Raw genomic sequence first — 14,960 nt, forward strand, 5'->3', positions numbered from 1 at the left:
CTATAAAGACTTTGATGTTATGAGATTACTGACTATCCTATGAAGCAGACTACTACTGAAGCCATCACCCATCTGAGAAATCGCATTCATATCATTGTTGAAGGCACGGATACTCGTTCGGGTAAGTTTTTTGATATTGTGTTATTAATCGCTATTTTGACCAGTGTGGCTGTCGTTATGCTCGATAGCGTGCTGTATATGCGATTGCAATATGGCACACTATTTTATTATGCTGAGTGGTTTTTTACTATTTTATTTACCACTGAATATTTATTGCGGCTATTTTCAGCGCCCAATCGTATTCGTTATACTTTTAGCTTTTTTGGTATCGTTGATCTATTGTCTGTATTACCCAGCTATTTAAGCTTATTGCTACTATACTTAGGCTCAACGTTCGTCGGTATCCAGTATCTATTAGTGATTCGTATCTTGCGTATTTTGCGAGTCTTTCGCGTGCTTAAGCTCAAAGCTTATATGCAGCAGGCAGGATTTTTGGCATCAGCTCTCAAAACCAGTCAGCAAAAGATAACGGTTTTCTTTTTGTCTTTAGTATTGCTTGTGACCATTTTTGGTTCAATTGTCTATGTGGTGGAGGGGCCTGAAAATGGCTTTACTAGCATACCACTATCTATTTATTGGGCGGTGGTGACGGTGACTACGACGGGTTACGGTGATATGTCACCAAAGACGCCTGTCGGGCAGGCGATCGCTTCTATGGTGATGATAACCGGTTATGCCATTATTGCCGTACCAACAGGTATCTTTACCGCTGAGCTGGCACGTAATATGCGTCCACAACTGAATCCTATCGCTTGTCCTAACTGTGGTAAATTTGGTCATGCGGTGAACGCAGAGTTTTGCGATCGCTGTGGTCATGCTTTGCATGTATAGCAAGATAGCTATGCTATAAAACATAGCTACTGGGCTTTATGGGGATTAAGACGGCATGTCTAAATACTCAACCACCAAAGGCGAGAGATCAATCTCAACGCCTAAATTTACCAAATTCCAATACTGTCCTGAGACGGTGCGATCGAGCATCATAGTGGTCGCTGAGGGTTGAAACTGACCGAAATACTTAAGTGCAGTACGCATTTGAGTCATGGCCTCATGGTGAACTTGGCTAGTAGCAAAGTTAAAAGCGCCTTCTTGATAAGGCGGAATAGATAGAGGTTTGAGACCGATATCAAGCCATCTTTGATAAAACTCACCTGGTACATCCTTTTCATCATCACGGCGTACACCCAAAGCAATCAAATCTTGCTCCAAAGCTGTCACATCACTGGTTATTGCATGTTTGGCAAATCTACGAAATAGTTTAACTTCGCTATCACTATAGCTACGAATACCGCCAAAATCATAAGCGATTAAGCTGCCATCCTCGCGGAAAGCAAAGTTACCAGGATGCGGGTCACAGTGCATACGATATAAGCCAAATAGCTGACCTGCACTAAAATGGAATAGACGTGTAGCGATTTTTTGCTTAATTTCATTGTCCCAAGTAGCAGCAACGGCTAGAGATTCGCCCATCTCTTCAGTCAAAGTCAGCACCCGTTTGGCTGAATGGCTCTCAATGACTTTAGGAATAACAAGGCCTTCATCATTGGCATGAAACGCGCCAAACACCTGTAAATTGTGCGCCTCTTTGGTATAGTCAAGCTCATCATGTAAGCTTTGGCGAATCTCATTAAATAGCTTATCTTGTAGCTCACGGCTCATATTGAGCACGCCTGCAATCTTAAGCGCCATACGCACTTGTTTTAGATCGCTATCACAGTTGTCATCGACATCAGGATACTGCACTTTTATCACTACTTTTTGCCCTGAGGGCAGGGTCGCTCTATGCACTTGCCCGATGGAGGCAGCCGCAAAAGGCTGCTCTTCAAATTCAATAAATAGCTCATCGATAGGTGCTTTTAGCTCGCGTTCAACCTGCGCCTTTATCTGCGAGTAAGGCATAGGCGGCGCGTCTTTTTGCAGTTTTTCAAGCGCAGTTGCCACCTCAGGCGGGAATACGTCTTTATATTGTGAAGCAATTTGCCCCACCTTCATAACCGCCCCTTTCATCTCACCTAAAGTCTCAGCGATCTGCACACCCACGTCTTGCATCAGCTCTGAGCGTGCTTGCAGACGTTTTTCTTCGTCACTAGAGAGGTGTTTTAAGGAGTTTTTCGCCGCTTTACCAGCGATGCTTGCCGTCATGCCTGCGAGTTTTATAAAGCGTTTTCCAGACGACTTTGCCATTCATATCACCATGTATTGGGTTATTAATACTAAAACTTATTTATCAAATCAGCTCAAATCTATTGCGTTGAGTTATTTCCATAACCTTATAAGTGCAGGCTTATGATTGGTATTACAAGGATAAGCTAGGTGTTTTTATGTCAATCATTATTACCTAGCTGTTTTTATAGAAAATTCACGCTATTTTTAACGGTGATTATTTTTTAACAACTTGCATCAAGTTTATAGTGGCGTAAAGCTTTTGGATAGAACTCATGAACCTTACAGCTTTATTTTATAAAGAGTGGTTAGCCAATACTCTAGTGCCATCTGATAGCCCAATGAGCCAAGACCCGTAATCACACCAACGGCTACATCGCTAAGATAAGAGTGCTGGCGGAAACTCTCACGAGCATGAACGTTGGATAAATGCACTTCGATAAAGGGCTTTTGGGTGGCAAGCAAAGCATCACGTAGCGCCACTGAGGTATGCGTAAAAGCGGCAGGATTAATAATGACAGCGTCAATTTGTGTATCCTCATCCGCGAGTAGACCATGATGCTGAATATCATCAATGAGTTTACCCTCATAATTGGACTGGATACAAATGAGCTCAATACCATGTTCAGCCGCAAGGGTTACCAAAGTGCCCTCAATGTCCGCCAAAGTAGTGAAGCCATATATCTCAGGCTCACGCTTGCCGAGTAAATTTAGATTAACCCCATTAACTAATAGCAGCTTACGATTGAGTGTAGCCGTAGTTTTATCCTTGGTATTGGGTTTGGGTTTGGTATCAGCGCTATTTTCGACTGACTGTGCTGAGGAGGTACTCATAAAAGCCTCTAAAATATGAAAAATAGGGTAGGTAATCAGCCATTTATGACTATTGTTATTATAACGGTACTGCTACAGCGATACTATTATAACGCTGCTAGAGCCCTCTTATAACAGCCCTCTTATAACAGCCCTCTTATAACAGCCCTCTTATAACAGCCCTCTTATAACAGCCCTCTTATAATAACAGCTGAGCTAACAAATAATTAAAAAATTACAGCATTATATAGTGGATCACTCAAAATCATGCTAAAAGTCTTTGTGTTACCAAAAACCCGTGCTATGATATTTTTTATGTCATAAACATTACAAGTTTGTTACAGATGATTCTATGATCTTAGTTTCCACTTAGATGCAATGTTGCAAGGAAATTAGAAACTAAGTCCACTTTTTAGGAAGCATTACTATGTCAGATCGTGAACAAGGTATCGTTAAGTGGTTCAATGATTCAAAAGGCTTTGGCTTTATTCAACGCGATAGTGGTGAAGATATTTTTGTACATTTTCGTGCCATTCAAGGTGACGGTTACCGCTCTTTAAAAGATGGTGAAAAAGTCGAATTTACCGTGGTTGAAGGTGAAAAAGGCTTACAAGCTGAAGAAGTTAGAAAACTTGAAGAGTAAGCGACTCACCACATAAGGATAATTTTTTGAGTAATTTTAGTACATTTGATGATTTGCCACTGTCATCAGCGACTCTCAAGGCGGTCAATGACTTAGGTTTTACTGAGCTGACGCCTATTCAAGCAAAAATATTACCTTATACCTTAGCCCATCAAGACGCTATTGGTCAGGCGCAAACAGGCACTGGTAAGACGGCGACTTTTTTGATTACTATTATGGAGGCGCTGCTTAAGCGCCCTTTTGCTAGTGATGAAGAACGCTATCTAGCGGAGCCACGAGCCGTCATTATGGCGCCGACGCGTGAGCTTGCTCAGCAGATATTTGACGATTGTGTCGAGCTGACCAAATACACAGATTTGCATAGCGTTTGCATCATGGGCGGCACTAATTATGAGACTCAGCAGCATGAGCTTGAGCGCAACTATGTCGACGTACTGATCGCAACGCCTGGTCGTCTGATTGATCTGATGAATAAAGGTATGGTCTATTTAGATCGAGTAGAGGTGCTGGTACTAGATGAAGCCGATCGTATGCTAGACATGGGATTTATCCCTGATATCAAGCGTCTGGTTGGTCGGATGCCACCCAATACCGATCGCCAAAGTCTTTTATTCTCCGCAACTTTCAATCAAGATGTGATGAATTTGGCTTATCGTTGGTTACATGAGCCGCAGTTCGTTGAAATTGAGCCTGAGCACAAAACGAGTGAGCTGGTCGATCAGCACTTTTACTTGCTGACAGAAAACCAGAAGCTTGCCGCGCTGCAACGCATTATTAGCGATAGTAATGTCGAAAAAGTCATTGTCTTTGCCAATCGCAAAGATCAGGTCAAGCGTCTTTATCATAAGCTGCGCCAAGGCAATAGAGTGGTGATGTTATCAGGTGATGTTATTCAACAAAAACGTGAGAAGTATCTACAACGTTTCAAAGACGGTCATGCGTCGATATTAGTGGCAACTGATGTCGCAGGGCGTGGTATACATGTTGATGATATCAGCCACGTGGTTAATTATACGCTACCTGATCAGCCTGATGATTACGTACACCGTATAGGTCGTACGGGTCGCGCAGGCCAAACAGGTATTAGTATTAGCTTTGTCAGTGAAGATGATGCCTTTAATATACCAGCACTTGAGAAGCACTTAGATACTAAGTTTAGTCTTGAGCAGTGGCAAGAGTAAGCAGGTATATCAGTATATAACTACTGTGCTTGTGTACGGTTTAAACCCTAAGCGTTTAAAACACGAAAGGCCTTAACTTCATTTAGACGTTAAGGCCTTTATTTTTATCGTACAAATCTTATTTAGAGTTTCAAAATTTTAAAGTTCCAAAAGTTTTAAAGATCAGTTACTCATATTGCTATGGTTCATGCCTTCATGAGCACTGTGGTCCATGTTGTCACGATCCATATTGTCATGACTCATATCCATCATTTGTGTATCAGTCATTTGCATATGATCGCCCGAACCATGACTAGGCATAGCAGACATATCATGTCCACTATGCATATTTGCCATTACCATAGGCACTACCACAACGGCTAAACCTGATAACACCATGATAGCGCCATTTATTTGTCGTAGACGCAAACGCCCAATCTTATCACGTAGCCAGTTCACCGTTTCATGGGTGGCAACTAACATTGGGACAGTCCCTAAGCCAAAGACAAACATGAGCGCCGCACCACTTAGTGGGTCATGAGCTACGACGGCAATAAGCAAGGCACCATAGACTAAGCCGCAAGGTAAGTATCCCCATAATAAACCAGCCGCTAACGCCCGCGGATAAGTGTTTAGAGGGAAGACTTTTTGACGGATGGGGCTAAGCAACTGCCAAAAGCGCATACCGACTCGTTCAAGCTTCGTCAGAAACGGCGCGCCCAGCATAGTGAAACCGACAAATACTAATACTAAGCCTAATAGAATGCGCGGCGTACTGTTGCCCTTCATTAATGGCTCTAGTACGGTAGTACCAATAAAACCAGCCGCTAAACCCAATACAGCGTAGCTGGTTAGGCGACCAAAGTGGTAAGTAGCAATCAGCGCACGGCGCTTGGCAGGGCTAACATCCTTCATAGAGAGGCTAAAAGCCGCGACCAGCCCACCACACATACCTAAGCAATGCGGTGAGCCAAAAAATCCCATCAATAATGCGGCAACCAATAATGCTGTGGTCATAAAAAGCATCTCCTAGCGTCAATGAATACTGGGGCTTACAGGATTAAAGTTTTTTATTAATGACTTTTTCAGTGACGATTTTATTATTATCTTGCTGTGGCTCATTAATAGGGTCATGATTTTCAATAGTTTCAACTTCGATGTCAGTATTATCTACAGTGCTGGCGGCAGGGGTATGTTCTTGCATGGTTTGCCGACGCTCTTGACGATCATCTAAGATAATACGCTGCGAGGCATTGTCTAAATCCTCAAATTGATTGGATTTGACGGCATAGCGGACCGCCCAGATAGCCACCACGAACAGCATCAGGCTCAAAGGTATTAATAAGAATATACTGAGCATCACGGTCCTCTCTAAGAGCAGTATGGATAGAATTAGAAGCAGTATGAATAAAATAAATAGGCTCTATTATACGCCTTTTTTAGCCTAGTCGCTCAATTGGCTAAGCCATTGTCTGAGCCTAAGCTATAAAAGAGTTAGTATTGTTAGTAAAAATGACAAAGGCTATTCAGGCGCTTTATTGACACGACCTCTAGGGGTGAGTAGTTGCTCAGTACTGACTTCATCAGCGCTACGACAGTCAGGTTGTGGACGTAGTACATCACGCAAGTAGGCGGCGACTTCATAGACAGCACGTCTAGAGTGGCTTAAGTTTTGTGCAGGTTGCGTCCAATCGCGAGGAACAGGAAGGGGTGCGTCGATAGGGGTGCTATTAATATTACTCAAGGCAAACTGACGCCTAGCACGCGCCATATGATAACTGTCAGTGACCAGATAAATATGATGTAGGGGAATGCGCTTAGCCGTAAAACGGGCGTTCTCACAAGTATTCATACTGGCATTTTCACTGATTAGACCATCGATACCATGCTCGTTGAGCCACTGTCCAAGCCAAGGCGCTTCAGCACCGCTTAGTACAATAGGTAAAGGCAAGTCATGGTAGGCGGTAGCTAAGGTGCGTACGCGATTAAGACTATACGCATTGAGGATAATCTCGTTATCCGCATCGTTGGTCAAGCCACCACCAAGCACCACATAGGCTGTAGGCGGCGAGCTCGTAGCAGCACCTGTCATAGCGGGTAGTGGCAAATGCTGCAATAGATAGACCACAGACCTTGAGAATAAAGGCGTAAACAAGCTAATAAGCAGGATAATAATAAGCGTAGAGCCAATTACAAAGGTAATATTAATAATCCGTAATACCTTTATAGTACGCTCAGCTGAGCGCAAATAATAGCGCCACAATCGTGTCGACCAAGATCGCTTAGTGCCCATGCTCGCCTGATCCAATTGAGCCATCTATGTTGACCCATACAGGCTCACGCGCTAAAGATATCGCAAACTTTTGATAGACGCAATCAGCAATATAAGCTTGCGCTTGTGCGACCTCAGCTTGCGTAGCCTTATAAGGGCTATGATTGGTCAGGACTAACGCCTGCTTTTGATGGGTCATAATAGGAGCAATACCGCCACCCTTTAATCCTGCTTGCTCAATCAGCCAGCCTGCGGCGACTTTAACTGTGCCATCAGCTAATGGATAGCCGACGATATTAGGATAGCTGGCTTGTAGCGCGGTGAACTCATCATGACCGATAATAGGGTTTTGAAAAAAACTACCGCAGTTCGGTAGGACACTAGGATCAGGAAGCTTAAGCTTACGAATATCAACGATAGCTTGCATCACATCGATTGGCTGCGCTTGGCTGCGTCCTTGTAGCAAAGCATAATCTTGCGCTACGCTTTGCACATCACCATAGCCTGCCGATACTTTTGAGACATCTTTATGCAAGCGAAAATTCACCCGAGTAATAAGCCAAGTATTTGGCGCGCGCTTAAAGAGACTATCACGATAGCCAAACTGACAGTCTATCCTAGATAAGTTATGCCAACTATGCGTCGGCATATGATAAGCGCGCACCGACAGCAGGCAGTCCTCTAACTGCACCCCATAAGCGCCGATATTTTGTACAGGAGCTGCGCCTGTTAATCCCGGTATCAAAGCTAAGTTTTCCAGCCCATACCAGCCATTATTGACCGTATAAACCACTAAATCATGCCAATTCTCACCCGCCATCACCTCGATATCGATAGACTCTGAAGTCTCATTAATGACCGTAATCCCGCTTATTAAAGGCCTTAGGACAGTAGCCTGTAGCTGATCTGGTAACAATACATTGCTACCCCCTGAGAGCACAAATAACGGTGGCTCAGAATTATCCGACAAGCTCTCACCTTTGTAGCAAGCCATAAACTCATCAAGCTGAGCTTCAGAATTCAAAGTTACCGCAGTATCAGCAACACAAGCTAACGCCATAGTATTGATATGAGAGAGATCGTATTGAGCATGGCTATTTTGGGCACTAGCGGTGGCGCGCAAGGCGGTAATCATAGGGCGATCCGTTCAATAGATGAATATGGATATATAACTTATATTAAGGGCGATGCGCTTTAAGACATTTTCCAGCTCTCAATCCAAGCTTGTGCGCTTGACTCAACACGCTCAATCACCTCATCAAAAGCATCTGCATCGCCTTGATACGGATCAGGCACATCATCGCCGCCATAAGTAGGATCTTCTTCACTAAATAGCGCCAAGCGCGCCAAGGGTTTTGTAGGAGCTGCAATATTGTCTTTTATAGTTTGTAAGTCCGCTAAGTTTTGCGCGTCCATTGCCAAAATCAAATCAAAGTTATAAAAATCATCAGCCGTGACTTGACGGGCGACCAGCTTGCTAATGTTATAGCCATTGGCTTTAGCATGCCGCTGCGCACGCACGTCGGGTGCATGACCTATATGCCAATCACCCGTACCCGCTGAGTCAATTTTTATATTGAGACCCGCGACAGCTATCTGCTGGCGAAAGACTTCTTCGGCGGTAGGGGAGCGACAGATATTGCCTAGACAGACTAATAGTATAGAGGTGGGGGTGGAATCTTTTATCAGCATAAAGTGACCTATTTATAATAATTTATTAGAATAGAGCAATAGTAAGAAAGAATAAAAGGCAGTAGCTTACTTACAAGCTTACCCTTAAGCGCGCTCTGAGCATAAATATGAGCGTCTAGCGTAACGATTAATAGCGATAATGGCAAGAAGAGCGGCTAACTAATAGGGTTATAGATAGAGTTTAGTCTTGACCGTGTTTAAAACGTTGCAGATCGCGACGCTCTTTTTTGTTAGGTTTATTATCAGGACGAGCCAAATTAGCTAATTTACGCTGTTCAGAATAGTAAGCACGGCGGTTTTCACTCTCCTCAGTCTCAGAATAAAGTACCTGAGCCGCTGTCGCATTACCGCGCTGCGCCGTTAATGCCTCAACAATGACAGTCTTTTCGGTCATAGCGGTAGCTGAGCCTTGGCGAATTTGCAGCTCATCGCCAACCGCAATCTCTTTACTAGTCTTGACTCGGCTTCCTGCATAATGCACTCGTCCGCTTTCAATGGCCTCTTTGGCAAGGTTACGCGTCCGATAAAAACGCGCTGCCCATAGCCATTTATCAACGCGCATACGCATAGCATCGGGCTCACTATGGCTGGGCTGATTATGATTTTTATTATGCTTCTTCATAAAAACCTCATTGATATCAATTATGTAAGATAATAATGGTGGTTTATTTACCAATTAAAAGTAGGTGTTAATAATTAGAGTCAATTTTATCGACTTTACGTATTGCGTTTTGATTGTAACTTTAAATGATTAACACCACTGCTGCTCGCAAGGGACGCCATCATAATTGCCATCCATTTTAGTATCAGGACAATAATTATTAAAGTAAGTCGCCTCAGCACATGATGTCATTTGCGCGCAATGCTGTCTGCCATCACAATTAAAACTTGTCATATCTTGCACTGTAGACAGTGATACTGGCAGTTTATCTGAACCCAAGTCCACATAGGTCGGTGATATGTTATCACTATCTGTAAAGCCATCACTATAGACAGAATTGTCCGATGTTAGAGTCACATCAGCGCGACTAGCCACGCGCTCGCTAGTCGTCGACACAGCAGTTGACGAATAAGATTGGTAAATTCTAAACCCCACCAGTGCTAATACTATCAAGATTAAGACAATAAAAAAATTTCTCATAATTTTTATCCAAACTCGATGGACGCCAAAGTTTTACAATCTATATCGAATGAGACTTTATTTTAAAAACAGCTGATAGCCGATATTGTCATTGAGAACCGTACAGTCATAGCCTATATCGAGTAGCGCATCTTGTAGCTGGCGTGAATTGCTTGCTGAAGCTTGTAATCCAACGAGTACACGACCCTCAGCTGCGCCGTGATTGCGATAATGAAATAGAGTAATATTAAAATCATCGCCAAGTTTTTCCAAAAAGGTCAGTAGGGCACCGGGACGCTCAGGAAAAGATATTTTTAATAATTGCTCGTTCTCGACATGAGCATGACCACCTATCAGATGACGGATATGGGATTTGGCGATTTCATCATCGGTGAGGTCATATGCGGTATAACCGTCAGCTGCTAATTGCTTGCTGATCGTTTGTCGCTCTGCCTCACCTTCTTTTAGAGCAATACCAACGAAGATAGCCGCAGGATCTAGAGAGTCAGGTGATAATTTATTATCGGCACGATAGTTAAATTCAGTAATGTTACGTCCATGCAGGCTACGGCAGAAATCCAAAAATGCACCTGTCTTTTCAGGAATAGTCACGGCAAAGATCGCTTCTTTTTTCTCACCGATCTCAGTACGTTCAGCGATATAACGCAAACGATCAAAGTTCATATTAGCACCGCAAATGATACCGACGCAGTTTTTATTATTTAAGCCGTGCGCTTTAATATACTTTTTCATACCAGCGACAGACAATGCGCCTGCGGGCTCGACGATGCTGCGGTTCTCTTCAAAGATGTCTTTGATAGCGGCGCAGACTTCATCATTACTACAAGTGATCACCTCAGGTTCTACCAATGGCCCTGAATCATCGCTCTTTTGCATGCGCACGACCTCAAAGGGCAATTCGCCAATTTGGGCAACCGCGACGCCATCGACAAACAGACCAACTTGTTCTAATTTGACCCGCTCGCCCGCTTCAAGTGCTGCTTTTAGACAGGCAGACTGATCAGCTTCTACCGCGATGACTTTGACATGGGGTGCAACCTCACCTAAAAATGCAGCTATGCCTGAGATCAGACCACCACCGCCTACTGCCACAAAGACATAATCCATATTGCGCCACTGCTGAGATAGCTCAAGCGCAATCGTGCCTTGGCCTGCGATTACTAGCTCATCATCGTAAGGTGGCACATAGGTCAAGCCCTCTGTTTCGGCACGATTAATGGCATAGCGATTGGCTTCATCAAAGCTGTCACCGTGCAAATCGACATTACCGCCAAGCGCTATCACCGCATCCACTTTAATATCTGGAGTAGTGGTCGGCATCACGATAATGTTATTCAAATTAAGCTTGCGAGCTGAATAAGCGACGCCCTGTGCATGATTGCCTGCCGAAGCACAAATAACGCCACGCGCTTTTTGCTCAGCGCTCAATTGACTAATACGGTTATAAGCGCCACGTAGTTTAAAAGAAAACACAGGCTGCAAGTCTTCGCGCTTTAGGCGAATGTCATTGTTGAAACGTTGAGTTAATTTGGGTGCAGGCTCAAGTGGGGTCTGAATGGCAACATCATAAACAGTAGCTTGCAAAATGGCTCGTACCCAGCGTGACAACATAGTAGTTCCTAAAAGTGATAAAAATTTTAATAAAGTAGAAAAATAAAGGGATTAGCCTATGCTGATTTTGAGTTTGTTGCAAGGCTTGCGCGCAAAATTATTTAAGATATAGTTAGCGCACTTTTAAACTGCTACGGTGTTACCCGCCTTATATGTATTGGATGTACTCGGTATACTATCTGCAAGCAGTCGCCTTGTATCAGTTTTAAAATTCCTTGACTATAATAACTTAATCAACAGATTGAGCGCACATCTATGATTATCATCGTTTATAATAAGCGCGATTCATCCTTTTATATTGCCTAATTTATCTAGCCAAGGACTTAATATGAGCGATCAGAATGCCCAGAAGCAAGCTGCTGCTAAAGCTGCACTGCAGTATATCGAAGACGATATGATACTCGGTGTAGGCACAGGCAGTACCGTTAACTGTCTTATTGAACTGCTGCCGACCGTTAGGCTAGCAGGTGCGGTTGCCAGCTCGCAGGTGACCGAAGATAAACTGCGTGCATTAGGCATCGATATTGTCGATCTCAACTTTGCAGGTACATTAGATGTTTATATTGATGGCGCAGATGAGGTCAATAGCGATTTGCAACTTATCAAAGGCGGCGGCGGCGCATTGACTCGCGAAAAGATAGTAGCAGCTGCGTCTAATAAATTTATCTGTATGGTCGATGCTAGCAAGAGCGTTGAGGTGTTGGGGCGCGCGTTCCCTGTGCCCATTGAGGTACTACCACAGGCGCGCTCTTATGTCGCCCGTCAGCTGGTGCAACTGGGCGGTGAGCCTGTCTACCGTGAGGACTTTGTCACTGATTATGGTAATGTGATCTTAGATACTTATGATTTAGACGTCAGCGACCCAATCGCGCTTGAGCAGCAGCTTAATAATATCGTAGGGGTAGTCTGTAATGGTATTTTTGCCGCCAATCAAGCGGATGTGTTATTGAAGGCAAGTAGCTCCGGGGTTGAGATTTTGACGCCCTAATCAAGCTATCTTTATTTCATAAAATACAAACCAAGGACACCAAGCCCCATAACAGTACCAAATAATAGAAACTGTATTACGATGTCCTTATATGACTTTTTTAATTTTTCATTACTCATAATACTCTCTTGCTATGATTTATAACTATTGACTGAAAACAGACCTTGTTACTAGTTTTTTCATTTCAAAAAGGCAGGTTACTATTAAGGTAATCTGCCTTTTTATCATTTACAATAATACAAGCTAAGCCAAATTAATCTTATCCTTTAATAAGAACTCCATCAATGCCTTTTGAGCATGCAGGCGGTTTTCCGCTTCATCCCAAACCACTGAGCGTGGATCATCGAGCATATCGTGGGAGATCTCTTCTCCGCGATGGGCAGGCAAGCAGTGCATAAACACGACATCAGGATCGGCTCTGTCTAATAACGATGGGGTCACTTGATAAGGTGCAAAACGACGGGCGCGGGTATTTTGCTCAGACTCTTGACCCATGCTTGCCCAAACGTCAGTGACGATTAGATTAGAGTCCTTCGCGGCATCTTGCACGTTAGGTACTAGGCTTACGCAATGCGCGAAGCGTTTCATTAGTGCCGCATCAGGCTCAAACCCGTAGGGCGCAGCTACTCGTAACTCAAAGCCAAACTGGTTCGCAGCTTGCATAAAGGAGGCGCACATATTATTGCCATCACCAACCCAAGTGACGATTTTATTTTCGATACTGCCACGATGTTCATAATAAGTTTGCATATCAGCGAGTAGCTGACAGGGATGAAAATCATCCGTTAGCGCATTGATAATAGGAACACTTGAATACTCAGCAAAGGTTTCTACCTTTTCATGCCCAAAGGTTCGAATCATAATGATATCGACCATGCTAGATATGACGCGAGCTGAGTCTTCTAATGGCTCACCGCGACCGAGCTGAGTATCATTAGGCGATAAAAATATCGCGCTACCGCCGAACTGACCCATGCCCGTCTCAAAGGAGATACGGGTACGCGTAGAGGATTTCTCAAATATCATTCCTAGCGTACGCCCAACAAAAGGCTGATAAACCTCACCAGCATGCTGCATTTTACGCAGTACGCTGGCTCGTTTAATTAAGTCTTCTAGTTCTTTTTTACTCAAATCAGATAAAGTCAAAAAATGGCGCAAGCTCATAGCAATCCTAGCAGTCGAACAAAGTCAGTGAAAATAGACGTTATCATATTTAATGATTTAAACATCCTAATAACAAACTTTTAGTATAGCCTAATTAATTTCAATGTAAACGCCCAATTTTATAGCGATTTACGGTTCAATATGAACAGCTCGTTTTGGACGAGTACTAAGTCTACACAGCAGCTCATAACCAATAGTACCTGCGTATGTGGCTACTTCATCAACATGTGGCGCATCTCCCCAAAGGCGTACTTCACTGTCCAAAGTAATATGACTAGCAGCACTGATATCTATGGCAATCATATCCATAGCGACGCGACCTCGAATAGGGCAGCGCTGGCTTTGTGCGGTTTTACTATCTATCACGCAAACATAAGCGTCAGCGCTCACTACTCTTGGATAGCCATCGCCATAGCCAATACTGACTAGCGCGGTTTGAGTATCCTCTGTCGCAAACCAATGACTGCCGTAACCTATTGAGTCGCCCGCTTTAACAGTTTGTATCGCCATAATACGGGCGCTAAAATCCATAGCAGGTTGTAAATCTAGCTCAGCAGCGCGCTTATGAATGACAGGCGAGCTACCATAAAGCATGATGCCTGGACGTACCCAATCGTGATGATGCTCAGGGAAATTAACTAATCCTGCTGAGTTGCATAACGAGCCTTGGATATCGGCATCAATGGCCTGCTGTAATACTTTTAATATTTTATTAAAGCGCTGTATTTGCACTGTATTTAATGGATGCTCAAAATCATCCGCATTCGCAAAGTGAGTGGTCAAAATCAGCTGATAGCCTGCGTCAGATAGCTGTTGTGCGGCATCAATGACAGTATCATCGTCAAAACCTAGGCGATTCATACCTGTGTTATATTTTAGCCATACGGTGCGCGTTGGGCTATCATCTTTAGGGATGTTATCCAGCGCCCAATTCAATTGTGGCGCATGATGAATCACACAACTGCAATCATGGTCAATAGCTTGTTGCCACTCTCTAGCGCTAAATACACCCTCAACTAAGCCAATAGCCTTTCGCCACCCCAGCTCTCTCGCCTCTAGCGCTTCTGTGAAGCTTGCTACGCCGATACCATCGGCTTGTTGCAGGGCAGGCAAGACAACTTTGATGCCATGACCATAAGCGTTGGCTTTTACCATGGCGAGCACTTTAGAGTTCGGTGCTCGTTTTTTGACTTGTAGTAAGTTATGAGTGAGGGCAGCGGGCTTGATGGTTACGGTAGCAGTACGCATAGTAG

General features: G+C 43.8%; 16 protein-coding genes. 4 read left to right on the forward strand and 12 right to left on the reverse strand.

Features of this window, described 5'->3' with window-relative positions; all coding sequences use genetic code 11:
* Positions 1-39 precede the first annotated feature (39 nt).
* Entirely contained in the window at positions 40-891 is an 852-nt protein-coding gene (locus tag ACR63T_RS05810) for an ion transporter (RefSeq protein ID WP_201573098.1), read from the forward strand.
* A 45-nt stretch (positions 892-936) separates the two neighbouring features.
* On the opposite strand, the gene ACR63T_RS05815 is transcribed toward ACR63T_RS05810, so the two are convergent.
* Both ACR63T_RS05815 and aroQ read right to left on the reverse strand, forming a co-directional pair.
* Positions 937-2,244, reverse strand: coding sequence for an ABC1 kinase family protein (locus ACR63T_RS05815; protein WP_201573100.1), 1,308 nt, complete (start codon positions 2,242-2,244; stop codon positions 937-939).
* Between the two features lie 261 nt (positions 2,245-2,505).
* Positions 2,506-3,057 (reverse strand): type II 3-dehydroquinate dehydratase, encoded by a 552-nt coding sequence (aroQ, locus tag ACR63T_RS05820; protein ID WP_472785062.1) that lies wholly within the window; start codon positions 3,055-3,057, stop codon positions 2,506-2,508.
* Between the two features lie 406 nt (positions 3,058-3,463).
* On the opposite strand from aroQ, the gene ACR63T_RS05825 reads away from it, so the two are divergent.
* Together ACR63T_RS05825 and ACR63T_RS05830 are read left to right on the forward strand one after the other, a co-directional pair.
* On the forward strand, positions 3,464-3,679 hold the full coding sequence (locus tag ACR63T_RS05825; protein WP_305900078.1) for a cold-shock protein: 216 nt from the start codon (positions 3,464-3,466) through the stop codon (positions 3,677-3,679).
* Between the two features lie 26 nt (positions 3,680-3,705).
* Positions 3,706-4,860, forward strand: coding sequence for a DEAD/DEAH box helicase (locus ACR63T_RS05830; protein ID WP_305900079.1), 1,155 nt, complete (start codon positions 3,706-3,708; stop codon positions 4,858-4,860).
* Between the two features lie 162 nt (positions 4,861-5,022).
* On the opposite strand, the gene ACR63T_RS05835 is transcribed toward ACR63T_RS05830, so the two are convergent.
* The 8 genes from ACR63T_RS05835 to ilvA all read right to left on the reverse strand — a co-directional run bounded on the left by ACR63T_RS05835 (position 5,023) and on the right by ilvA (position 11,555).
* The gene (locus ACR63T_RS05835; protein WP_472785063.1) at positions 5,023-5,856 is read right to left on the reverse strand and encodes a sulfite exporter TauE/SafE family protein; all 834 of its coding nucleotides are present in this window, start codon (positions 5,854-5,856) and stop codon (positions 5,023-5,025) included.
* Between the two features lie 43 nt (positions 5,857-5,899).
* A complete protein-coding gene (gene ccoS, locus ACR63T_RS05840) occupies positions 5,900-6,199 on the reverse strand; it encodes a cbb3-type cytochrome oxidase assembly protein CcoS (protein WP_472785064.1) in 300 nt (99 codons plus the stop codon).
* Between the two features lie 162 nt (positions 6,200-6,361).
* The gene (locus tag ACR63T_RS05845; protein WP_472785240.1) at positions 6,362-7,132 is read right to left on the reverse strand and encodes a YdcF family protein; all 771 of its coding nucleotides are present in this window, start codon (positions 7,130-7,132) and stop codon (positions 6,362-6,364) included.
* The gene (gene murB / locus ACR63T_RS05850) at positions 7,122-8,246 is read right to left on the reverse strand and encodes a UDP-N-acetylmuramate dehydrogenase (protein ID WP_472785065.1); all 1,125 of its coding nucleotides are present in this window, start codon (positions 8,244-8,246) and stop codon (positions 7,122-7,124) included. The genes ACR63T_RS05845 and murB overlap by 11 nt, the downstream gene beginning before the upstream one ends.
* A 59-nt stretch (positions 8,247-8,305) precedes the next feature.
* Positions 8,306-8,803, reverse strand: coding sequence for a low molecular weight protein-tyrosine-phosphatase (locus ACR63T_RS05855; protein ID WP_201573113.1), 498 nt, complete (start codon positions 8,801-8,803; stop codon positions 8,306-8,308).
* A gap of 181 nt (positions 8,804-8,984) precedes the next feature.
* Positions 8,985-9,425: an RNA-binding S4 domain-containing protein gene (locus tag ACR63T_RS05860; protein ID WP_472785066.1), complete on the reverse strand. Its 441-nt coding sequence runs from the start codon at positions 9,423-9,425 to the stop codon at positions 8,985-8,987.
* Between the two features lie 129 nt (positions 9,426-9,554).
* The gene (locus ACR63T_RS05865; RefSeq protein WP_472785067.1) at positions 9,555-9,944 is read right to left on the reverse strand and encodes an excalibur calcium-binding domain-containing protein; all 390 of its coding nucleotides are present in this window, start codon (positions 9,942-9,944) and stop codon (positions 9,555-9,557) included.
* A 57-nt stretch (positions 9,945-10,001) separates the two neighbouring features.
* Positions 10,002-11,555 carry a threonine ammonia-lyase, biosynthetic gene (ilvA, locus tag ACR63T_RS05870; protein ID WP_305900086.1) on the reverse strand — a complete coding sequence of 518 codons (1,554 nt, stop codon included), beginning with the start codon at positions 11,553-11,555 and terminating at the stop codon, positions 10,002-10,004.
* A 328-nt stretch (positions 11,556-11,883) separates the two neighbouring features.
* Here ilvA and rpiA point away from each other — a divergent pair, with 328 nt between their 5' ends.
* On the forward strand, positions 11,884-12,543 hold the full coding sequence (rpiA, locus tag ACR63T_RS05875) for a ribose-5-phosphate isomerase RpiA (RefSeq protein WP_305900087.1): 660 nt from the start codon (positions 11,884-11,886) through the stop codon (positions 12,541-12,543).
* Positions 12,544-12,786: 243 nt separating this feature from the next.
* On the opposite strand, the gene argF is transcribed toward rpiA, so the two are convergent.
* The gene (argF, locus tag ACR63T_RS05880; protein ID WP_472785068.1) at positions 12,787-13,707 is read right to left on the reverse strand and encodes an ornithine carbamoyltransferase; all 921 of its coding nucleotides are present in this window, start codon (positions 13,705-13,707) and stop codon (positions 12,787-12,789) included.
* 129 nt (positions 13,708-13,836) lie between these two features.
* Positions 13,837-14,955 carry an alanine racemase gene (gene alr, locus ACR63T_RS05885; protein WP_472785069.1) on the reverse strand — a complete coding sequence of 373 codons (1,119 nt, stop codon included), beginning with the start codon at positions 14,953-14,955 and terminating at the stop codon, positions 13,837-13,839.
* Positions 14,956-14,960 lie beyond the last annotated feature (5 nt).

It is taken from the genome of Psychrobacter sp. M17(2026) (genome assembly GCF_055699815.1).

What these genes read in the sequence shown, in the direction of transcription:
- ACR63T_RS05810 (WP_201573098.1), top strand. Translation starts at nt 40, where the DNA reads ATGAAGCAGACTACTACTGAAGCCATCACCCATCTGAGAAATCGCATT.
- ACR63T_RS05815 (WP_201573100.1), bottom strand. Translation starts at nt 2,244, where the DNA reads ATGGCAAAGTCGTCTGGAAAACGCTTTATAAAACTCGCAGGCATGACG.
- aroQ (WP_472785062.1), bottom strand. Translation starts at nt 3,057, where the DNA reads ATGAGTACCTCCTCAGCACAGTCAGTCGAAAATAGCGCTGATACCAAA.
- ACR63T_RS05825 (WP_305900078.1), top strand. Translation starts at nt 3,464, where the DNA reads ATGTCAGATCGTGAACAAGGTATCGTTAAGTGGTTCAATGATTCAAAA.
- ACR63T_RS05835 (WP_472785063.1), bottom strand. Translation starts at nt 5,856, where the DNA reads ATGACCACAGCATTATTGGTTGCCGCATTATTGATGGGATTTTTTGGC.
- ccoS (WP_472785064.1), bottom strand. Translation starts at nt 6,199, where the DNA reads ATGCTCAGTATATTCTTATTAATACCTTTGAGCCTGATGCTGTTCGTG.
- ACR63T_RS05845 (WP_472785240.1), bottom strand. Translation starts at nt 7,132, where the DNA reads ATGGGCACTAAGCGATCTTGGTCGACACGATTGTGGCGCTATTATTTG.
- murB (WP_472785065.1), bottom strand. Translation starts at nt 8,246, where the DNA reads ATGATTACCGCCTTGCGCGCCACCGCTAGTGCCCAAAATAGCCATGCT.
- ACR63T_RS05855 (WP_201573113.1), bottom strand. Translation starts at nt 8,803, where the DNA reads ATGCTGATAAAAGATTCCACCCCCACCTCTATACTATTAGTCTGTCTA.
- ACR63T_RS05860 (WP_472785066.1), bottom strand. Translation starts at nt 9,425, where the DNA reads ATGAAGAAGCATAATAAAAATCATAATCAGCCCAGCCATAGTGAGCCC.
- ACR63T_RS05865 (WP_472785067.1), bottom strand. Translation starts at nt 9,944, where the DNA reads ATGAGAAATTTTTTTATTGTCTTAATCTTGATAGTATTAGCACTGGTG.
- ilvA (WP_305900086.1), bottom strand. Translation starts at nt 11,555, where the DNA reads ATGTTGTCACGCTGGGTACGAGCCATTTTGCAAGCTACTGTTTATGAT.
- rpiA (WP_305900087.1), top strand. Translation starts at nt 11,884, where the DNA reads ATGAGCGATCAGAATGCCCAGAAGCAAGCTGCTGCTAAAGCTGCACTG.
- argF (WP_472785068.1), bottom strand. Translation starts at nt 13,707, where the DNA reads ATGAGCTTGCGCCATTTTTTGACTTTATCTGATTTGAGTAAAAAAGAA.
- alr (WP_472785069.1), bottom strand. Translation starts at nt 14,955, where the DNA reads ATGCGTACTGCTACCGTAACCATCAAGCCCGCTGCCCTCACTCATAAC.